Genomic DNA, 18,618 nt, shown 5'->3' on the forward strand with positions numbered 1-18,618 from the left:
CCGTACGGGCGATGCCCGGTGTCGCACGTACCGGGTTGACAAGCCCGGCGCACGACCTCTACGAGACGGAGCGCAGCGCCCGCTCCACGGCGTCGACCAACGAGCGATATCGCGGAAGCGACGCGAGCTCGTCGAGCATCACCGCCCGCCCGGCAGCATCCGCCAATGGCACCTGCCAGTTGGGATACTCGTCGTCGGTTCCCGGCTGATTCTGCACGCGCTTCTCGCCGACGGCGTCGACGAGCGAGACGCCGAGCAGCCGCGAGGGCGATGCGGCGAGGAAGACGTGGAGCGCCTCGACGACCTCCTGCTCGCTCGCGCCATCGGAGATCAGTCCGCGCGAGCGCAGCTCCGCTAGCATCCGGTCGCGCTCGCGCTCGAAATCCGCGAGCTCGTCGTCGACCGACCGCGTGAGCAGACCGAGCCGTGCGCGCAGCGCGACATGTTCGCCGTCGAGATATCCGGCCGTGGGCGGCAGATCATGCGTGTTGACGGTGGCGAGCACGTCGGTGCGGTACCGCTCGGGAGCGAGTGGCCCGCCGTCGTCATCGGTCTCGAACCACAGGACCGACGTTCCGAGGATGCCGCGCTCCGCGAGATAGTCGCGCACCCACGGCTCCACGAGACCGAGGTCCTCGCCGATGACGAGTGCTCCGGCCCGGTGCGCTTCGAGAGCGAGAACGCCGATCATCGCCTCATGGTCGTATCGGACGTAGGTGCCCTCCCCCGGGCCGAGCCCCTCGGGGATCCACCACAGGCGGAAGAAGCCGAGGATGTGGTCGATGCGCAGGGCGCCCGCATGGCGCAGAAGCGACCGGAGCATGTCGCGCAGGGGCGCGTAGGCGTGCTCGGCGAGGGCTTGCGGCAGCCACGGCGGCTGATTCCAGTTCTGACCCTGCTGGTTGTACATGTCGGGGGGTGCGCCCACGACGACGCCCGGGGCGTAGAGGTCGCGCAGCGACCATGCGTCGGACCCGGCCGTCGAGACGCCTACCGCGAGGTCGTGCATGATCCCGATCCGCATTCCGGATGCCGATGCCGCCGCGGCGGCATCGGAGAGCTGCTCGTCGACGACCCATTGCAGCCACACGTGGAACGCGATGCGGTCCGACAGTCTGTCACGCAGCTCCAGCACCGCGGGATCGTCGATCGCGATGCCCTCCGGCAGCCGGTCGCCGGTCGCCGCCTCGTGCTCGCGGACCGCGCACCACAGCGCGAAGTCGGCGAGGGCGGCGCCCTGGGAGCGAGCGAAAGCATCGTGACGAGCGCGTCGCGCCGGCGAGAGGGGTACGTCGTGGATGAGCGCGAGCGCCTCGCGCTTGGCGGTCCAGACGAGGTCGCGGTCGATGCGCTCGGGATCTCCGTCGGTCGAGCTGGCGCTCCGGTTCAGCTGCATGAACCGTTCCCGTGCCCGATTCGAGAGGTATGCCGATTCGGGAATGAGCTCGGGGCGGATGTAGAGCGGAGCGAGGAACCGCCGCGACGACGGCAGGTACGGTGACGGCTCGATCGGTGTGGTCACCTCCGCGGCGTGCACCGGGTTGATCAGGAGGTAGTCGGCTCCGGACTCCCCTGCGACAGCGGCGAGGTCGGCCAGGTCGGCGAAGTCCCCCATCCCCCACGACCGATGCGATCGCACCGAGTAGAGCTGAGCCATCAGGCCCCACGAGCGGCGTCCCGACTCGCCCGGGGGCGGTGTCAATCGCGGCGGCGTGACGACGAGCGTGCCGCTCGCGAGGAGCTCATCTGCTCCGCCGTACTGCCGCGCCTGCACCGTGTGCCACCCCAGCGGGACGTCGGCGGGCACGGCGACCCGCACCCGCCAGCGCGTCCGGCCGTCGATGCTGCGGGCGACCGGTTGCTGCTCGGCTATCGGCAGGGGACGGATCGAACCGTCCTCCAGCACGAGCACGACCTCGACGTCGGAGCCGTCGGCGACGTGCAGCTCGATCGACCCGGTGCCCTGACGCACGACCGTCGACGCCGCCACGAGTCGTCGCCATGGTTCCGCCGCGCGCTCGGCGAGGGCGCGCTCGACGGCCTCGTCGTCGTCCGCCACGACGCCCATCGCGGCGAGCACCGCGCGCAGGGTCGTGCCGGGCACGTGGACCTGCTCGCCGGAGAACGACCAGTACTCCGTCGCGATCCCGTAGGCCTCGGCCAGTGAGACGAGCGCCTCGCCGGGGGCGTCGTCGGCAGTGGGCGCGTCGCTCATCGTCATGTCCTCGTCTCCTCGCTCTGTGCGGCTCTCACGAACCCGTCACCCGCTCGAACAGGCCGGGGTAGCTGAGCACGAATCCGTCCGCGTCGACAGTGAGCGTGCGTCGGAACTCGCGGTCGCGAGACTCGAAGCAGTATGCGCGCGGGCCGACGCGGGTGTAGCGCTGCCGCCCGAGCCGCACCTCGAGCGACGGAACCTGCACCCAGGCCACCTCGATGTCGGCGCGGCTCCCGACGGCGAGTCCGAGGCGCCGGATCGGGAGCGCATTGGTGGCGGGGGTCGCGGTGATGTCGACGTCGGTCGCGCCGGCGAGGTCGGGTCGCTCCTCACCGTCGACCGTCCAAGCGCCGTCGACATGCTCGATCTGCGTCGCGCGGTCGCCCGATGCGATCGTCGCGTGGCGGAGGGTGCCGTCGGGCGCGAGACTGACGGCATACCGACACGGCTCGTCGCCGCCGTCGACCTCTCCGACGATGCGGATGCCGTCATCGGAATATTCCGTGGTGCATCGCTCGATCGTCTCGACGGACCCGATGCCGGTCCATGAGATCCGTGTCGTCCTCACGCGTGCCTCCTCCCGATGTTTCACGTGCAACATTGCGTCGCCATCCTGTCAGCGGCTCGGCGGCGACGGAACGGTCACTCGTCGGGGTTGCCGAGCGCGGTCAGGCGTGCGACGATGCCCGCCCGCTTCGGCGACCGCGCCGGCAGCAGTCGCAGGCATAGCTGGAGAATCTCCGCGTCGTCGGTGGCCTCGTCCGTCTCGAGGTATGCCAGGAGGACGTCCACCGATGCTTCGGCCATCAGCGCTTCGCGGAGCGACGCCCGGAGGCGGTTGCGCACCTCCTCGGTTCCGGGAGCGCACGAGTCGGGCAGGACGGGGCCCGGATACGCCGCGAGCGCGACGCGGTGCGCACCACGGTCGAGCAGCGACGCCACCTGCTGCGCATCGGTCTCGAGGTCAGCGGGCAGACGGTAGGGCCGCGACAGCGGTACGAGATGCGGCGCGGCTCGTTCGAGCACCCGCCGCAGCCGCACCATCTCAGGGCGGAGGGTGTCGGTGGCGTCGGGACCGTAGACGAGCTCCGCGAGCCGCTCCGCCGACAGGCCCTGCCGGTGCGTCGCAAGCATCAGCAGGATGTCGGCGTGCCGGGCCGACACCTCGACGACCCGCTCACCGCCGACGCCGGCGATCTCGAGGAGCGCACGGTCCCTGCCGAGAACGCGGAGAGTCGACGCCGTCGGCACCGAGCCCACGCGACTCCGGGATCGCGTGAAGCCGCGCGGACGCTCTGTCCGAGAGCGCAGCCGGGCGACGAGAACCTCGCTCTCGATCGCACGTGCCGTCGCGTCGACGAGCAGCCGTGCCTGCGGACTCGCGGCCTCTGCACGGCCGGTCACGTCGATGACCCCGAGCAGTCGGCGGGTCTCCGGGTCGTGCACGGGAGCGGCCGTGCAGGACCAGGGCTGCACGAGACGGTTGAAGTGCTCGGCGCCCCGGATCTGCACCGATCGGTCGAGCTGCAGGGCCGTCCCCGGTGCCGAGGTGCCCACGGCGGACTCCGACCAGTTGGCCCCCGCGACGAAGCCCATGTCGCCCGTCAGGGTTCGGACGCTCGTGTCGCCCTCGACCCAGAGCAGCCGGCCGGCGGCATCCCCGACGGCGACGACGACCCCGGAGTCGGGGCTCGGGACGAGCAGCGCACGGACCATGTCCATGACACCGGCGAGTGGGTGGGCGCTGCGGTAGGCGGCGAGGGCGCGCTCGTCGAACTCGAGCGGAGGCAGCGCCTCGGCACCGACGAGGTTCGCCATCGACCGGCGCCACGAATCGCGGACGAGCGACCGCACGTCCTGCAGACGGCGCTCGGCATCGGTTCCGGCCAACAGCTCGTCGTGCGCGCGCTCGATCAGCAGACGGGACGACTCGGGTGCGACATCCCACTGCGCGGACCACGACGAGGACACGGGCGACTCCGATCGGCGGTGAAGGAGCGCCCTCAGCCTAAGCCGGACGGGCTCGTCGCGGTAGGGCTCGTCGACTCGTCACGCGTCGGAGCGCACGGTCCACCACTCCCGCAGGCGACGCTCCGCGGCATCCTCACCGATCATGCCCTCGTCGAGCCGGATGTCGAGCAGGAACCGGTACGCCTCGCCCACCTCGCGGCCGGGGCCGATGCCGAGGATCGCCTGGATGCGGTTGCCGTCGAGTTCCGGGCGCATGGCGCCGAGCTCTTCCGCGGCCGCCAGCTCGTCGATGCGTCGCTCGATGTCGTCGTACGCCGACTTCAGGCGAGCGGCCTTGCGCTTGTTCCGCGTCGTGACGTCGGCGCGCGTGAGGATGTGCAGTCGCTCGAGTTCGTCACCCGCGTCGCGGACGTAGCGCCTGACGGCCGAATCCGTCCAGGCGCCTTCCGAGTAACCGAAGAACCGCAGGTGCAGTTCGACGAGGCGACTCACCGACGAGATCGTGTCGGAGTCGAAGCGCAGGGCCTGCAGGCGCTTGCGCGCCATCCGGGACCCCTTGATGTCGTGGTGGTGGAAGCTCACTCCCCCGCCGGGCTCGAGCTTGCGCGTCGCGGGCTTGCCGATGTCGTGGAGGAGCGCCGCGAGGCGCAGCACCACGTCGGGCTCCGCGCCGGGGTTACGCTCGTGCTCGAGCTCGATCGCCTGGCGCAGCACCGTCAGCGAGTGCTCGTAGACGTCCTTGTGGTGATGGTGCTCGTCGATCTCGAGGCGCAGCGCCGGCACCTCGGGCAGCACGAGCTGCATGAGGCCGGTGTCGACGAGCAGCCGGATGCCGCGTGCGGGGTCGTCGGTGCGCAGCAGCTTCACCAGCTCGCCCTGCACCCGCTCGGGGCTCACGATCGAGAGCGTCTCACGCAGCTCGGTCATCGCCTGCTCTGTGGCGGGATCGAGCGAGAAGCCGAGCTGAGAAGCGAAGCGGGCGGCACGCAGCATCCGTAGCGGGTCGTCGCCGAAGCTCACGGCGGGATCGCTCGGCGTCCGCAGCGTCGTCGCGACGAGATCCTCGACCCCGCCCGTCGGGTCGACGAGCGAGGGTCCCGGAACACGCAGCGCCATGGCGTTGACGGTGAAATCCCGGCGCGCGAGATCCTGCTCGAGCGTGTCACCGAACTCGACGGTCGGCTTTCGGGTCACGCCGTCGTAGCTGTCCGCTCGGTAGGTCGTGATCTCGATCTGCTCGCCGCGCACCTTCGCACCGATCGTGCCGAAGGCGCGGCCGATGTCCCACGTCGCGGTCGCCAGGGGCTCGACGATGCGCAGGATGTCGTCGGGTCGGGCGTTCGTCGTGAAGTCGAGGTCGTTGGTCGCGCGCCCCAGCAACGCATCTCGTACGGGACCGCCGACGATCGCCAGCTCGAAGCCCGCACGCTCGAAAGCGCCGGCGAGTGTCGAGACGACCGGAGATGCTGCCAGGGCGCCCAGGCGCGCGACACCCTCGGCCATGTTCAGCATGCGTCCGAGCCTACCGGGCTCGTCCGCCCCTCCCCCAGCGCGGGATCAGCCGGCGAAGTGCAGGAAGCCCGTGAACAGCAGCTCGCGCACGCGCGGCAGCAGGTCGGCGCGGAGCGCTGCCGCATCCACCTCGAGCAGGTCGGCGATCGCGGCGACGAGCACGCCGACGGGCAGGTCGCCGTCACTGGCCCCGACGAGCGCGGCGAGGGCCGGATCGACATCGAGCACGCGCCCGAATCCCGCGCCCTGACGCAGCTCGATGACCTGGGGGTCCTCCACGCCCGGAGTGTGATGGCGTGCCTCGGTCACATCGGGGGCGACCCGCAGCACCGCAGCATCCAGGTCGGCGTCGGTCATGCTCGAGAGGCGCTGCCAGGCGTCGAGCGACTCGCCGATGTGGGGGCCGAGGCCGCCGGGAATGCTTCCGACGACGCGTTCGTAGCGGGCGAGCGTCGGGATGACGGCCGGGCGGTGCAGCGTGATGTAGCCGAATCCGACCGCGGTGACCCTGCGAGCGGCGAAGTCGTCGAGCCACGCCTGCACGAGCGGCGCGTAGGCGGGCGAGCCGGGCGCGGTGCCGCCGTCGCGGACCCACAGCTCGGCGTAGGCGAGCGGATCGAGCTGCTCGCGCTCCACGACCCACGCATCGAGGGCGACGGACGACTCCGATACCCACGAGCGCACCCGGTCCAGCCCGTCCTCGCCGGCGCGGTACTCCCAGTTGCCGAGCAGCTGGGCGACGCCGCCCGGAGCCAGCACCGAGCCGACCTCGCGCACGAAGGCGGCGACGAGGTCGTCGCCCGACATGCCACCGTCGCGGTATTCGTATGCCGGTACGCCCTGGACCCGGGGAGTGATCACGAACGGCGGGTTGGACACGACCCGCTCGAACTGCTCGCCGGCGACCGGCTCGAACAGGCTGCCGAACCGTGTCTCGATTCCATCGACGTCGTTGAGAAGGGCATTCAGGCGCGTGAAAGCGAGGGCGCGTTCCGAGACGTCCGTCGCCACGACGCGGTCCCCCGCGCGCCGCGCACGGAGAGCCTGGATGCCGCATCCCGTGCCGATGTCGAGAACGCGTCCCACCTGCGACGTCAACTGCAGCCCCGCGAGCGTCAGCGACGCGCCGCCGACGCCCAGGACATGCCCCGTGGGCAGTGGTCCGCCCACCGCGGCCTCGTCGAGGTCGCTCGCGATCCACCAGTGGCCCTCGCCTGCGGCATCCGAGATGTCCTGCGGTCGCACGAGGGCGTCGGGCACGACGAGGTCGCCGTCGAGGTGGGCCAGCCCCAGCTCCGTGAGGCCCGCAGCGCCGAGCGAGGGAAGCGCGGCGTCCACCGAGGCGCGGGGAGCCGGCCCTCCCAGGAACAGCAGGCCCGCCAGCACGGCCAGCGCGTCGGTGCGTCCGGCCAGCACGCGCCGCGCGGGTTCGATGAGGCCGTGACCCACCGCGGTGTCGACCATCCCGCCCCAGAGCGCACGCACGGCGTCGGCGCGGTAGCCCGCGGCATCCAGATCGGTACGGAGCGCCGCGCAGCGGCCGGCGTCGGGATGCAGGGTCACTCCCCCATTCAACCGTGCGGGCCACCGAATAGCCGCATGGCCCGGCCCGCCTCGGATGACGCACAGCGGGCCCGCCCTAGACTCTGTGCGACCCTGCGGTCGGGTATCGCAGCGGGTCGAGAACCGCCATGACCGACATTTCCCCTGCCACCGCCCGCGCCCGTCGCGGCCGTCGCGCTGCCCGCGTGCTGAGCTGGCTCGCGGCCGCAGCGATCGTCGTGGCACCGCTGGCGTCTCCCGCGTCCGCTCTCGCCGAGACGTCGCCGAGCTCCAGCTCGACGCCGGACGTCAGCCCGACGCCGGGGACCCCGGGGATCGCCTCGCTCATCGCCGCGCCGGCCAACGGCGGAACCGTCGCGACCGGCACCGACGCGCTCATCTCGGTGGATCAGCGGAACGGGTCGCCGCGCCCCCTTCCCGCCGGCACCGTCTCGGTCTCGCTGTCACGGTCAGCCCTGGCGTCGCAGCAGGCGGTCGTCGACTGGCTCCGCCCCGGCGACGACGCGGAAGAGGCGCTTCCGGTCTTCGAGGAGGTCGCGCGCGCCGATGTCGCCGAGCTCGCGGCAGGTGACGAACGCGCCACGAACGTGTCGATCTCCGCGACGGAGAAGGACCTCGTCGGCCTCGCCCCCGGGGTCTACCCGGTCGCCGTGTCCGGTCCGGGTGGTTCATCGCGGACGGTCATCACGGTGCCCCGTACCGACGCCCCGCCGCGCTCGACCACCGTCATCGTCCCGATCACCGCGGGAGCCCGCACCTCGGGACTGCTCACGGCGACGGAGCTCACGGAGCTTACGGCCGAGAACGGAGCCCTCAGCGCGGCGCTCAACGCTGTCACGGGCACCCCGGCGGTGCTCGCGGTCGACCCCGCGATCGTCGCCTCGATCCGCGTCCTGGGCTCGAGCGCACCGGCCACCGCCACGGGCTGGCTCGCGAGCCTCATGGCTCTGCCCAATGAGCGCTTCGCCCTGCAGTTCGGCGACGCCGACCTCGCGACGCAGGTGCACGCCGGTCTGACGGCGCCGCTCGAGCCCACGACCCTCGCCCCGTACGCCGATCCGGCGAACTTCAGCGCCGCCGGTTCCACCACTGCCGAGGGCGTACCCGATCTGCGGCAGCTGCTGGCCGTGGGCACGGCGGCGAACACCGTCCGCGACATCTTCTGGCCCGCCGGCGGCACCGCGGGACCCGACGTCGTCGCGGCCATCGACGCGCAGGCCGGGGCGGACGCCGATGCGCTCACCCTCGTCCCGTCCGACACCGTCTCCGGCGGTGACGGCGGCGTCCGCGCCGCCACGGGCGACGCGGATCTCCTCGTGTACGACGACCTGGTCTCCGCCGAGCTCGCACGCGTTGCGGCCGCCTCCGACGACGCGCCGGTCCGCAGCGCGGAACTCGCCGCCGCCACGGCGCAGGTCGCCCTGAGCGGCGAGGGCCCCCTCGTCGCGACGATCGATCGTCCCGCGACGACCTCGCGCGCCGGTGTGAGGACGGCCATCACCGCGATCACGGGCGCTGCGGGCGCCGCGCCGACGTCGCTGCAGGATCTGCGTGCCGCCACGCCCGGGCAGGTCGCCATCGCCGACATCCCCGCCGATGCCGACCGCGTCGCGGCCCTGCAGCGTTTCCTCGCCGACGAAGAGCGCCTGGCGACCTTCGCGACCGCCCTGGTCGAACCCACCCAGCTGACGGCACGCGAACGCACCGCCATCCTGCAGCTGATCGGCGACGCGTGGCTGACCGAGCCGACCGCGTGGGCAGCTGCCGTCGCGCAGCACGAGGAGAACACCGAGAGCACGCTGGATGCCATCGGCATCGCGAACCCCGGCACCATCAACTTCCTCGCCACGAGCGCCCCGATTCCCGTCACGGTCCGCAACGACCTGCCCTGGCCGGTCTCCCTCGTGCTGTTCGCCGAGACCGGGGACCCCCGCCTGATCGTGCAGAAGGCGACGGTCGTCGAAGCGGGCGCGCAGCAGAACACGCGTGTCGACGTGCCGGTCGAGGCACGCGTCGGAAGCGGCGAGACGACACTCAGCCTGCAGCTGCGGAGCACCTCGGCAGTGCCGATCGGCGCACCCGAGGCCATCGGGCTCACGGTGCGCGCGGAGTGGGAGTCGGTCGGGATCACAGCGATCATCGTGATCGTCGTCGTCCTCATCGCGGGCGGCGTGATCCGAACGATTCTGAAGCTGCGGCGTCGGCGGAGCGAGACCGCCTCCGAACAGAACGACATCCCCGAACAGCAGGAGAGCATCGAGTGAGCGGAATCGGCCGGGCAGGAGCGGTCGTCGCCGCGGGAACACTCGTCTCCCGGGTCACGGGCCTCGTGCGCAACATCGTGCTCGCCGCAGCGCTGCCGGTGATTGCCACCAGCGCCACCGGCGGGGCAGCCAATGCGTTCGCGATCGCCAATCAGCTGCCGAACAACATCTATGCGATCATCTCGTCCGGCCTTCTGGCCGGCGTCATCGTCCCGCAGATCATCCAGGCGGCGAAGCATCGCGACGGCGGCAGCGCCTTCGTCTCCAAGCTCCTGACACTCGGAACCACCGCCTTGTTCATCACGACGGTCATCGCCGTCGTCGCGGCGCCGCTGCTGGTCGTGGCGTTCGGCTCCCGGCTGAGTCCCGAGGCCTCGGCGCTGACGCTGGCATTCGCCTACTGGTGCCTGCCGCAGCTGCTCTTCTACGGCATCTACGCCCTTCTCGGCGAAATCCTCAACGCGCGCGGAGTGTTCGGCCCCTTCGCCTGGTCGCCGATCGTCAACAACATCGTGTCGATCATCGGCTTCCTCGTCTTCATCTGGCTCTTCGGCGTCCAAGAGGACGTGGTCGGCTGGACTCCGACGATGGTGGCCGTCATCGCCGGCACCGCGACGGCGGGCATCGTCGCACAGGCGGGCGTGCTCCTGCTGTTCTGGCGCCGCGCTGGCCTGCACATCCGTCCCGACTTCCGGTGGCGAGGTATCGGGCTGCGGCACATCGGCCGCCTCGCGGGCTGGACATTCTTGATGGTCCTGGTCGGCCAGCTCGCCGGCCTCGTCCAGTCGACTCTCGTGAGCGCGGCATCCAACGCCGGTGCCTCGGTGGCGGCGATGTCCTACGCGTGGCTGGTGTTCATGCTGCCGTTCTCGGTGATCGTACTGTCGATCGGAACGCCCTACTTCACCCGTCTGAGCGCGCATGTCGCCACGGGGCGACCCGATGCGCTCCGCTCCGATCTGGACGCCGCCACCCGAACCATCGGGATCTTCATGGTCGGTGCGCTGGCCGCGATTGTGGCAGCGATTCTGCCCATCTCGCGCGTCTTCACGACCGGTCCGCAGACGGCGGCGACGTTCGCCTGGGTCCTCGCCGCGTATCTTGTCGCTCTGCTGCCGCTGTCGTTCCAGTTCGTGCTGCAGCGCACCTTCTACGCCCACCAGGACACGCGGACACCATTCGTGTTCACGTTGGTGCAGGCGATCCTCGTCGCCGCGACCGCCGTCGCGGCCTACCTCCTGCTGCCCGTCGAGTATCTCGCCGTCGGCATCGCGCTGGGGCAGTCGCTCGCCAACATCGTGCAGCTGGTGCTCGCGGTCATCCTCCTGCGCCGGAAGATCGGCCCGCTCGGCCTGGGCGGTGCGGTACGCGGCGTTCTGCGCTTCGTCGCCGCCGGCATCCCCGCCTGCGCCGTCGGCTGGGCCGTCTCGCTGCTCCTGGCACGTGTGTGGGGGTGGACGATCGAGACGGTCGCCGCAGCGCTCGTCGGCGGCGCCGTCATCGGCGGGGCGACCCTCGTCGTCTACGTCATCCTCCTCGCCCTCCTGCGCGCGCCGGAGCTCGGCACCGCCGTTCGCACGGTGCGTCGCATCATCGGTCGCTGACGGCGCCTCCCCACCGCCGCCGGGGAATGCCCCGCGGCTACCATGGGTTGGACGTGTCGGGGTATCCGCGACGCGGATTCCAGACCCCAGAAAGGGATGTCGACGTGCGACAGGTCATCATCATCGGATCCGGCCCGGCCGGCTACACGGCTGCGATCTACGCGGCACGCGCGAACCTGAAGCCGCTGCTGATCGCGAGCTCGGTCGAAGCGGGCGGCGAGCTGATGAACACCACCGAGGTCGAGAACTTCCCCGGCTTCCCCGAGGGCATCATGGGGCCCGACCTCATGACCAAGATGCAGGAGCAGGCCGAGAAGTTCGGCACCGAAGTGCTCTACGACGACGTCGTTGAGCTCGACATCGACGGCCCCGTCAAGAAGGTCACCCTCGGCAGCGGCGCCACCCACGAGGCCGACAGTCTCGTCTTCGCGACCGGTTCGGCCCCGCGCAAGATCGGCATCGAGGGCGAGAGCCGTCTGTCGGGCCGTGGCGTGTCGTACTGCGCCACCTGCGACGGCTTCTTCTTCCGCGAGCGCACGATCGCCGTCGTCGGCGGCGGCGACTCGGCCATGGAGGAGGCGACCTTCCTGACGAAATTCGCCTCGAAGGTGTATGTCATCCACCGCCGGGACGAGCTGCGCGCCTCGAAGATCATGCAGAACCGCGCGATGAACAACGACAAGATCGAGTTCATCTGGAACAGCGAGGTCGCCGACATCCTGGGTGAGGATGCCGTCACGGGCGTCGTCCTCCGCGACACGGTCGACGGCTCGACCCGCGAGCTCGCGCTCGACGGCATCTTCGTCGCCATCGGGTACGACCCGCGCACGCACCTCGTGCACGGTTCGCTCGACCTGACCGAGCACGGCACCGTGTGGGTCGACGGTCGTTCGTCGCGCACGTCGGTCCCCGGTGTCTTCGCGGCCGGCGACGTCATCGACCCGACCTACCGTCAGGCGGTCACCGCTGCCGGAAGCGGCACGGTCGCAGCCCTCGACGTCGAGCACTACCTCGCCGCCCTGGGTGAGGCATCCGAGCCCGCAGCCGACAGCTCGCCGCTGCGCGGCCGCCCCGACGAAGGACTCGAGTCGCTCGTCGCCGAGACCGAGACGAACGACGAGAGCGACGCGGCCTGACCGCTGCACCGCGGAACAATTCCCACGCCCTCGTCGTTGACGTGGGCGACACCCTTTCGAAGGAGATCACCATGACCGCCAAGGCCACGACCGAGAGCACCTGGCAGCAGGACGTCCTCGACGCCGATGGACCCGTCCTCGTCGACTTCTGGGCCGCGTGGTGCGGTCCCTGCCGCATGGTCGGACCCATCCTCGACGAGATCGCTACCGAGCACCCCGAGAAGATCACCGTGCTCAAGCTGAACGTCGACGAGAACCCCAACCTCGCCATGCAGTACCAGATCACCTCCATCCCCGCGATGAAGGTCTTCAACAAGGGCGAGGTCGAGAAGACGATCATCGGCGCCAAGCCGAAGTTCGCTCTCGAGCAGGACCTCGCTTCGTACATCGGCTGACATCCAGACGAAAAAAGCCCCGGTCAGATCATCAATCTGACCGGGGCTTTTTCTATCAGCGCAAGTTCGCTGTGCGGCTCAGGATGCGTCGGCTGTCGTCGCAGCATCCCACCGGCGGTGCGGTTCGCTGCCGAGCAGACGCCACACGGCACGGGTCAGCTCGGGGTGATCCATCGCGATCTGTCGCAGCACGCGGTAGTTGCGAGCCGCGCTGGGACGCCCACCGCCGTAGGCGGCGATGTTCTCGGCCCGCAGCATGAGGACGACGAGCTCGTCGACCGACGGCAGCTCCTCCATGAACTCCCACGGGTCTTCACCCGCACGAAGACGCTCCTCGACGAGCACCGACAACTCGTCGGCGGCCTCAGCGCGCAGCAGCTCGACGCTGGCTCGCTTGGGGTTCTGCTCGTCGTTCACCGAACAAGCCTACGTCGCGCCACCGACACCGGCGTCAGCGTGCGCCGTACGCGTTCTCGCCCAGCTCCGCGAGGATCCGGTTCAGGTCCTGGATCGTCGCGAAGTCGACGACGATCTGGCCCTTCCGCGCACCGAGCGAGATCTTCACCTTGGTGTCGAGACGATCGCCGAGGCGTCCCGCCACTTCGTCGAGGTGCGCCCGAACTCCCCCCGCCTTGGGGGTGGGGCGTCGGGTGCCGGCTGCGTCGATGGTCTTGGCGGCGGCCTCGGCGGCCCGAACCGAGAGGTCTTCGTTGACGATCTTGTCCGCCAGGCGCTGCATCGCATCGGCGCCGTCGACAGAGAGGATCGCGCGGGCGTGACCCGCACTGAGAACACCCGCCGCGACACGTTGCTGAACCGGCACCGGCAGCCGCAGCAGGCGAATGGTGTTGCTGATCTGCGGGCGCGACCGTCCGATCCGGGTCGCGAGCTCCTCCTGCGTGATCCCGAAGTCCTCGAGCAGCTGCTGGTACGCGGATGCCTCTTCCAGCGGGTTCAGCTGGGAGCGGTGCAGGTTCTCGAGCAGCGCGTCGCGGAGGAGATTCTCGTCCGACGTGTCGCGCAGGACGGCCGGGATCGCCGTCAGACCGGCCTCGCGAGCGGCGCGGGTGCGGCGCTCACCCATGATCAGCTCGTACTTGCCGTCCTCGTTCGTGCGGACGACGACCGGCTGGAGGACGCCGAACTCTCGCACACTGTGGACCAGTTCGGCGAGGTCGTCACTGTCGAAGTGGGTGCGCGGCTGCCGCGGGTTGGGCACGATCTCGTTCGGATCGACCTGGATGAGGGCGGTTCCGGGGATCGAGACGAGCTCGGGAGCATCGTCTTTCGCCGCGTCAGGGGATGCCGGGGGCTCGACGGTGGTCGTCGCACCCTTGGCACCGGGGAAGAAGACGTCGACGGGGCGCGCCTCCGTCGCCTCCGACGTGGGGATGAGTGCGCCGATTCCTCGGCCCAATCCGGTGCGCTTGGCCATCAGGCTTCTCCCTTGTTTCCTCGTGCTGCGGCAGTCGCTCGCTGAGCGATCTCGACGGCTGCCTCGCGATACGCCACCGCGCCGGCCGACTGCCCATCGTAAGCGATCACGGTCTGACCGAAGCTCGGTGCTTCCGAGACACGCACCGATCGCGGGATCACCGTACGAAGCACCTCCTTCGGGAAGTGCGAGCGCACCTCCTCCGCCACCTGCTGCGCCAGACGCGTGCGCCCGTCGTACATCGTCAGGAGGATCGTCGAGAGGTGAAGCCGGCTGTTCAGATGCTTCTGAATCATCGAGACACTGCCGAGGAGCTGGCTCAGGCCTTCCAGCGCGTAGTACTCGCACTGGATCGGGATCAGCAGTTCGTGCGCGGCGGTGAAAGCGTTGATAGTCAGAAGCCCGAGAGAAGGCGGGCAGTCGATGATGACGAAGTCGATGCGCTCCTCGGTAGACGCGAGATAGTCCTCGACGGCCGTGCGGAGGCGATGCTCCCGCGCAACCTGCGAGACCAGTTCGATCTCGGCGCCGGCCAGATGGATCGTGCTCGGCGCGCAGAGGAGATTGGGTGACTCCGGACTCACCTGGACGATGTCCGACAGGGGGAACTGATCGATCAACACGTCATACACGCTGGGGATATCGGCACTGTGCGGGACCCCGAGTGCCGTCGAAGCATTCCCCTGGGGATCGAGATCGATAACGAGGACGCGAGCGCCGAGCGAAGCGAGAGAAGCCGAGAGATTGACTGCCGTCGTCGTCTTGCCCACGCCACCCTTCTGATTCGACACGGTGATGACACGCGGATCGCCGGAAAAATCGATCGATACGGCATCCAACGCGCGCCGGCGCGACGACAGATCGGCCAGTTCACGCGCCAGGGGAGAATCGAACGTCAGCGACGCGCGGCCCGATTCCGGTTCTGCCATTCGTTCAACTCCTCAGTTCCTGATCTCACTCTACGGATGCCCTGCGACGTTTCACGTGAAACGGGGGCGCCGACGTTTCAGATGAAACGCGGGTGGTGATGTTTCACGTGAAACGTGGGACGGTCTGGCCGACGTTTCACGTGAAACATCACCTCACGGTCGCGCGAATGACGCGCGTGGGTTCCGTGAGTACCGACTCCCCCACGGTCTCGACGCGAACATCCTGGAGCCGAAACCGACGAATCGCCTTCTCGGCGGCAGCGATCTCCGCCTCGGCATTGGCACCCTTCAACAGGATGAGCTCGCCACCGTCACGCACAAGCGGAGCGGTGATCGGAACGAGCGTGCGCAGCGCACTGACCGCGCGCGCGGTCACAGCGTCCAGGGCGCCGGCGTCGCTCCATTCCTCGGCTCGCGTGCGAACGATCTCAACGTTCTTCAGTCCGAGGGCGGAAACCTGCTCCGTAAGCCACGCGACGCGACGCTCCATGGTCTCGATGAGAACCCATTCGACGTCCGGTCTTGCGATGGCCAGGACGAGGCCCGGAAGACCGGCGCCCGAGCCGACATCTCCGACGCGTCCGCTGAAGAGGGGCGCTGCGGCCGCGCAGTTCAGAACGTGCCGCGTCCAAAGTCGCGGGAGCTCGAGTGGACCGATGAGCCCGCGTTCCTCACCGTGCTCCGCAAGAGATGCGGTGTAGCGCCGCGCGAGGTCGGCGTGCGACCCGAAGAGCACCTCGACCGCAGCGGTGGGCTCTTGCTCGATCACGGGTGTTTCACGTGAAACATCAGCCATGACGGATGACGGTGTGGCGATCCGCGCCCTCGCCGTACGACTCGGAGACGACCCCACGCTCGGAGGCGATGTCGTGCACCAGCTTGCGCTCGTAGCTCGACATCGCGGGCAGCGACGCCTGCGATGCGCCATCGTTGAGACGCTCGACCGCACGGTCGACCAGACGCTCGAGTTCGCGCCGGCGGGCGTCGCGCGACCCTCCGATATCGAGGATGAGGCGCGAGAAGCGTCCCGTCTTCGTCTGAACGGCGATCCGAGTCAGCTCCTGCACCGCTTGCACGACATCCGGATCCGACAGCACGCGGAGCGAGTTCGGGTCGTCGGCTTCCACCGACACGTAGGCACGGCCGGCTCGCACATCGAGATCGAGGTCACCATCGATGTCGGCGATGTCGAGCAGACCCTCGAGGTAGTCAGCAGCGATGTCGCCTTCGCGCTCGAGCTCTTCGACCGTGGCGTCGGGGCGTTCGGTCGTCGGGGACTCGGTGGGGTTCGTCATGATTCCTCGCGTGGTTGGATCTGTGCGATGCGGCTGCCGGCAGGGTCAGCCCTGCGAGCCGTCCTTGTTCGATTGCTTCTTCGCGCGCTGCTTGCTCAGCGGCTGCTGACGCTTCGGCTGAGCCGCGCGGGCACGCTCGGCCTCTTCGAGGAGGCGCTGCTGCTCGGCCTCGTACTTCTCCATCGACACGACGCGGCCCTTGGAATCGAGGGCCTTGCCCTTGCGCGCGAGCCGCTCCTCGCGGGCCTTCGCCGCCTCCGAACCGGGGGTCGGAAGGTTGCGGATGACGATGAACTGCTGGGCCATGGTCCAGATGTTCGAGGTGAACCAGTACATGACGACGCCGAGCGGGAAGAAGACGCCCGAGAAGATGAACGCCAGCGGAAGGACGTAGAGCATGATCTTCTGCATCTGGTACGCCTGACCGGTCTTGGCCTCGGGCGACAGGTTCTTCGAGATGATCTGCAGCTGGGTGATGAACTGCGACGCGATCATCAGCACGACCAGGATCACGAGGATCGTCACGGTGGCCGTCTGCCCGAGGTTGATCGCCTCGATCATGTTCGTGTGAAGCGGCGCCACATCGAACAGCTGCGCATCGTAGAACTGCTTGGTCAGGTCGACGTTGAGCAGACCCACGCCGCCCACGCCCCACTCCGCGTGCTTCTTGACGTCGCTGAGCGTGTAGAACATGCCCAGGAGGATGGGCATCTGCACGAGGAGCGGCAGACAGCTCGACACCGGCGTCGTTCCGTGCTTCTTGTACAGCGCCATCGTCTCGCGGCTCATGGCCTCTCGAGACAGCTGGTCGCGCTTGCCGCGGTACTTCTCCTGGATCTTGCGCATCTCGGGCGCGAGCTCCATCATCTTCCGCTGGCTCTTGATCTGCCGCACGAACAGCGGGATCAGCGCCGAGCGCACGACGATGACCAGGCCGATGATCGACATGACCCAGGTGGCGCCTGCTGCGGCCGGCATCCCGAGAGCCGTCAGGACCCAGTGCCAGAACACCAGGATCGCCTCGACCAGGAACTTGAACGGCCACATGATCGTGCTGAAGAAGTCAGCACCGCCGGGAGGAGGAGTCGTCGGGGTCGGCACGACGGGAGTCGGCGTGGCGAGGAAGAGATCCAGCACGGGATCAGTCCTTTCTCGGCGGCACGACGAAGCCGTGCCTGGTCAGGGTGTGGCGGAAGTCCCGGTGGGCGGGAACGTCGTCGACGCCCCCCGCTGCCCACGGGTGGCATCGGGCGAGCCGAGCGGCGGCGAGGGCGGAGCCCTTCGCGAGACCGTGCTGCTGCACGGCTCCCACCGCGTACGCGGAACAGCTCGGGTAGTACTTGCAGACGTCGCCGTACAGCGGCGACACGACGGACCGGTATGCGTGGAGCAGCGCGATCCCCGCGTTGCGAGGAGCGAGGGGGATGGCGCGGAGAACGGATGCCGCGGTCAGGTGTCCATCGCCGACGGAGGCCGTCGGGAGCGTCGACCAGCTCATACCGCCGCACGTCGTCGCAGACACCGCTCCACCTCGTCTCTCAGATCCGCGAAATCCGAGCGCGCCGCAGAGGGGAGCGCTCGGATGACGATGTCGGCGCCCTCGCGGACGTCGGGAAGGGCCTGCGCGCAAACGGCCTTCAGCCGTCGGCGCACTGTATTGCGCACGACGGCTGATCCGACTTGCTTGCTGACGATGAAACCGAAGCGGGGAGCTCGGCTCGCACCGGTGGACACCACGTAGGTCACGGTGTGCGCACCGGCACAGCGAGCACCCCCGCGGACGACGGCCTTGTAATCCGCCCCGCGCGTGATCCGGTTTCCGCGCGCCAGCACAGAAGAGGCTGTGTCAGGCCGACAGCTCGGTGCGGCCCTTGCCGCGGCGAGCCGACAGGATGGCGCGACCGGCGCGGGTGCGCATGCGGGCGCGGAAGCCGTGCTTCTTGGCGCGGCGGCGGTTGTTGGGCTGGAACGTGCGCTTGCTCATAGGGATCACTCCGGATCGGCGGTCACCGGAACGCTTCAGACCGGGGACACGGGGGTACAGGACTGCCCTCACGGGCATAAGTCAACCGACTAAGGGTACGTCGCGTTCTCCCGTAACTCAAACCGGAGCGATGGGAACCCGCAATTATCCACCGCTGTGCACAGGCCCTGGCGGCGACACGCGGGCCGGAACTACAGTGGATTTGGCGCTCCCGACACCGCATGACTAGCGTGTCACGGGCAGTTATCCACAGCTATCCCCAGTTTGGCGCGTAGCTGTGTGGACAAGCATCGATCATCCGCGGGGGAACTC

General features: G+C 69.3%; 18 protein-coding genes. 4 read left to right on the top strand and 14 right to left on the bottom strand.

Translation table 11 applies throughout. The features are described from left to right. Positions 1 to 58: 58 nt before the first annotated feature. From malQ to C1N74_RS15910, 5 genes are all read right to left on the bottom strand, one after another. Positions 59 to 2,221 (bottom strand): 4-alpha-glucanotransferase, encoded by a 2,163-nt coding sequence (gene malQ, locus C1N74_RS15890; protein ID WP_258317948.1) that lies wholly within the window; start codon positions 2,219 to 2,221, stop codon positions 59 to 61. Between the two features lie 28 nt (positions 2,222 to 2,249). Then, positions 2,250 to 2,786, bottom strand: a complete 537-nt coding sequence (locus C1N74_RS15895; protein ID WP_258317949.1) for a putative glycolipid-binding domain-containing protein — start codon at positions 2,784 to 2,786, stop codon at positions 2,250 to 2,252. A 74-nt stretch (positions 2,787 to 2,860) separates the two neighbouring features. Next, positions 2,861 to 4,189, bottom strand: coding sequence for a GAF domain-containing protein (locus C1N74_RS15900; RefSeq protein WP_137750906.1), 1,329 nt, complete (start codon positions 4,187 to 4,189; stop codon positions 2,861 to 2,863). A 78-nt stretch (positions 4,190 to 4,267) separates the two neighbouring features. Continuing rightward, positions 4,268 to 5,701 (bottom strand): CCA tRNA nucleotidyltransferase, encoded by a 1,434-nt coding sequence (locus C1N74_RS15905; protein WP_088379743.1) that lies wholly within the window; start codon positions 5,699 to 5,701, stop codon positions 4,268 to 4,270. Positions 5,702 to 5,746: 45 nt separating this feature from the next. After that, the gene (locus C1N74_RS15910; protein ID WP_258317950.1) at positions 5,747 to 7,264 is read right to left on the bottom strand and encodes a methyltransferase; all 1,518 of its coding nucleotides are present in this window, start codon (positions 7,262 to 7,264) and stop codon (positions 5,747 to 5,749) included. 128 nt (positions 7,265 to 7,392) lie between these two features. Between C1N74_RS15910 and C1N74_RS15915 the strand changes: the two genes are divergently transcribed. From C1N74_RS15915 to trxA, 4 genes are all read left to right on the top strand, one after another. After that, on the top strand, positions 7,393 to 9,528 hold the full coding sequence (locus C1N74_RS15915) for a DUF6049 family protein (RefSeq protein WP_137750907.1): 2,136 nt from the start codon (positions 7,393 to 7,395) through the stop codon (positions 9,526 to 9,528). Next, a complete protein-coding gene (gene murJ, locus C1N74_RS15920; protein WP_064955293.1) occupies positions 9,525 to 11,132 on the top strand; it encodes a murein biosynthesis integral membrane protein MurJ in 1,608 nt (535 codons plus the stop codon). The genes C1N74_RS15915 and murJ overlap by 4 nt, the downstream gene beginning before the upstream one ends. Positions 11,133 to 11,236: 104 nt before the next feature. Beyond that, the gene (trxB, locus tag C1N74_RS15925; RefSeq protein ID WP_181405561.1) at positions 11,237 to 12,268 is read left to right on the top strand and encodes a thioredoxin-disulfide reductase; all 1,032 of its coding nucleotides are present in this window, start codon (positions 11,237 to 11,239) and stop codon (positions 12,266 to 12,268) included. A gap of 71 nt (positions 12,269 to 12,339) precedes the next feature. Next, positions 12,340 to 12,663: a thioredoxin gene (gene trxA, locus C1N74_RS15930; protein ID WP_023953450.1), complete on the top strand. Its 324-nt coding sequence runs from the start codon at positions 12,340 to 12,342 to the stop codon at positions 12,661 to 12,663. 78 nt (positions 12,664 to 12,741) lie between these two features. Here the strand turns inward: trxA and C1N74_RS15935 are convergent, their stop codons facing one another. The 9 genes from C1N74_RS15935 to rpmH all read right to left on the bottom strand — a co-directional run bounded on the left by C1N74_RS15935 (position 12,742) and on the right by rpmH (position 18,306). Beyond that, a complete protein-coding gene (locus C1N74_RS15935; protein ID WP_023953449.1) occupies positions 12,742 to 13,080 on the bottom strand; it encodes a hypothetical protein in 339 nt (112 codons plus the stop codon). 34 nt (positions 13,081 to 13,114) lie between these two features. Then, positions 13,115 to 14,098, bottom strand: coding sequence for a ParB/RepB/Spo0J family partition protein (locus C1N74_RS15940; protein WP_137750909.1), 984 nt, complete (start codon positions 14,096 to 14,098; stop codon positions 13,115 to 13,117). Continuing rightward, the gene (locus C1N74_RS15945; RefSeq protein WP_137750910.1) at positions 14,098 to 15,027 is read right to left on the bottom strand and encodes a ParA family protein; all 930 of its coding nucleotides are present in this window, start codon (positions 15,025 to 15,027) and stop codon (positions 14,098 to 14,100) included. Before C1N74_RS15945 ends, C1N74_RS15940 begins: the two co-directional genes overlap by 1 nt. A 148-nt stretch (positions 15,028 to 15,175) precedes the next feature. After that, complete coding sequence (gene rsmG / locus C1N74_RS15950) at positions 15,176 to 15,823, bottom strand: 16S rRNA (guanine(527)-N(7))-methyltransferase RsmG (protein ID WP_088379740.1); 648 nt, start codon at positions 15,821 to 15,823, stop codon at positions 15,176 to 15,178. Continuing rightward, on the bottom strand, positions 15,816 to 16,322 hold the full coding sequence (locus tag C1N74_RS15955; protein WP_023953444.1) for a R3H domain-containing nucleic acid-binding protein: 507 nt from the start codon (positions 16,320 to 16,322) through the stop codon (positions 15,816 to 15,818). The genes rsmG and C1N74_RS15955 overlap by 8 nt, the downstream gene beginning before the upstream one ends. Positions 16,323 to 16,367: 45 nt before the next feature. Beyond that, entirely contained in the window at positions 16,368 to 17,456 is a 1,089-nt protein-coding gene (gene yidC / locus C1N74_RS15960) for a membrane protein insertase YidC (protein WP_036305434.1), read from the bottom strand. 7 nt (positions 17,457 to 17,463) lie between these two features. Further along, positions 17,464 to 17,820, bottom strand: coding sequence for a membrane protein insertion efficiency factor YidD (gene yidD / locus C1N74_RS15965; protein WP_064955288.1), 357 nt, complete (start codon positions 17,818 to 17,820; stop codon positions 17,464 to 17,466). Beyond that, positions 17,817 to 18,155 carry a ribonuclease P protein component gene (gene rnpA, locus C1N74_RS15970; protein WP_023953438.1) on the bottom strand — a complete coding sequence of 113 codons (339 nt, stop codon included), beginning with the start codon at positions 18,153 to 18,155 and terminating at the stop codon, positions 17,817 to 17,819. The genes yidD and rnpA overlap by 4 nt, the downstream gene beginning before the upstream one ends. Positions 18,156 to 18,168: 13 nt before the next feature. Next, positions 18,169 to 18,306 carry a 50S ribosomal protein L34 gene (gene rpmH / locus C1N74_RS15975; protein ID WP_036304730.1) on the bottom strand — a complete coding sequence of 46 codons (138 nt, stop codon included), beginning with the start codon at positions 18,304 to 18,306 and terminating at the stop codon, positions 18,169 to 18,171. Between the last annotated feature and the right edge of the window lie 312 nt (positions 18,307 to 18,618).

The sequence above is a fragment of the Microbacterium sp. SGAir0570 genome, from assembly GCF_005491085.2.
GTDB classification, from domain to species: Bacteria; Actinomycetota; Actinomycetes; order Actinomycetales; family Microbacteriaceae; genus Microbacterium; species Microbacterium arborescens.

Excerpts from the sequence above, each read along its gene's own strand:
- trxA (WP_023953450.1), top strand. The coding sequence starts at position 12,340 with ATGACCGCCAAGGCCACGACCGAGAGCACCTGGCAGCAGGACGTCCTC.
- C1N74_RS15915 (WP_137750907.1), top strand. The coding sequence starts at position 7,393 with ATGACCGACATTTCCCCTGCCACCGCCCGCGCCCGTCGCGGCCGTCGC.
- malQ (WP_258317948.1), bottom strand. The coding sequence starts at position 2,221 with ATGACGATGAGCGACGCGCCCACTGCCGACGACGCCCCCGGCGAGGCG.
- C1N74_RS15955 (WP_023953444.1), bottom strand. The coding sequence starts at position 16,322 with ATGACGAACCCCACCGAGTCCCCGACGACCGAACGCCCCGACGCCACG.
- rsmG (WP_088379740.1), bottom strand. The coding sequence starts at position 15,823 with ATGGCTGATGTTTCACGTGAAACACCCGTGATCGAGCAAGAGCCCACC.
- rpmH (WP_036304730.1), bottom strand. The coding sequence starts at position 18,306 with ATGAGCAAGCGCACGTTCCAGCCCAACAACCGCCGCCGCGCCAAGAAG.
- C1N74_RS15945 (WP_137750910.1), bottom strand. The coding sequence starts at position 15,027 with ATGGCAGAACCGGAATCGGGCCGCGCGTCGCTGACGTTCGATTCTCCC.
- C1N74_RS15905 (WP_088379743.1), bottom strand. The coding sequence starts at position 5,701 with ATGCTGAACATGGCCGAGGGTGTCGCGCGCCTGGGCGCCCTGGCAGCA.
- yidD (WP_064955288.1), bottom strand. The coding sequence starts at position 17,820 with ATGAGCTGGTCGACGCTCCCGACGGCCTCCGTCGGCGATGGACACCTG.
- C1N74_RS15940 (WP_137750909.1), bottom strand. The coding sequence starts at position 14,098 with ATGGCCAAGCGCACCGGATTGGGCCGAGGAATCGGCGCACTCATCCCC.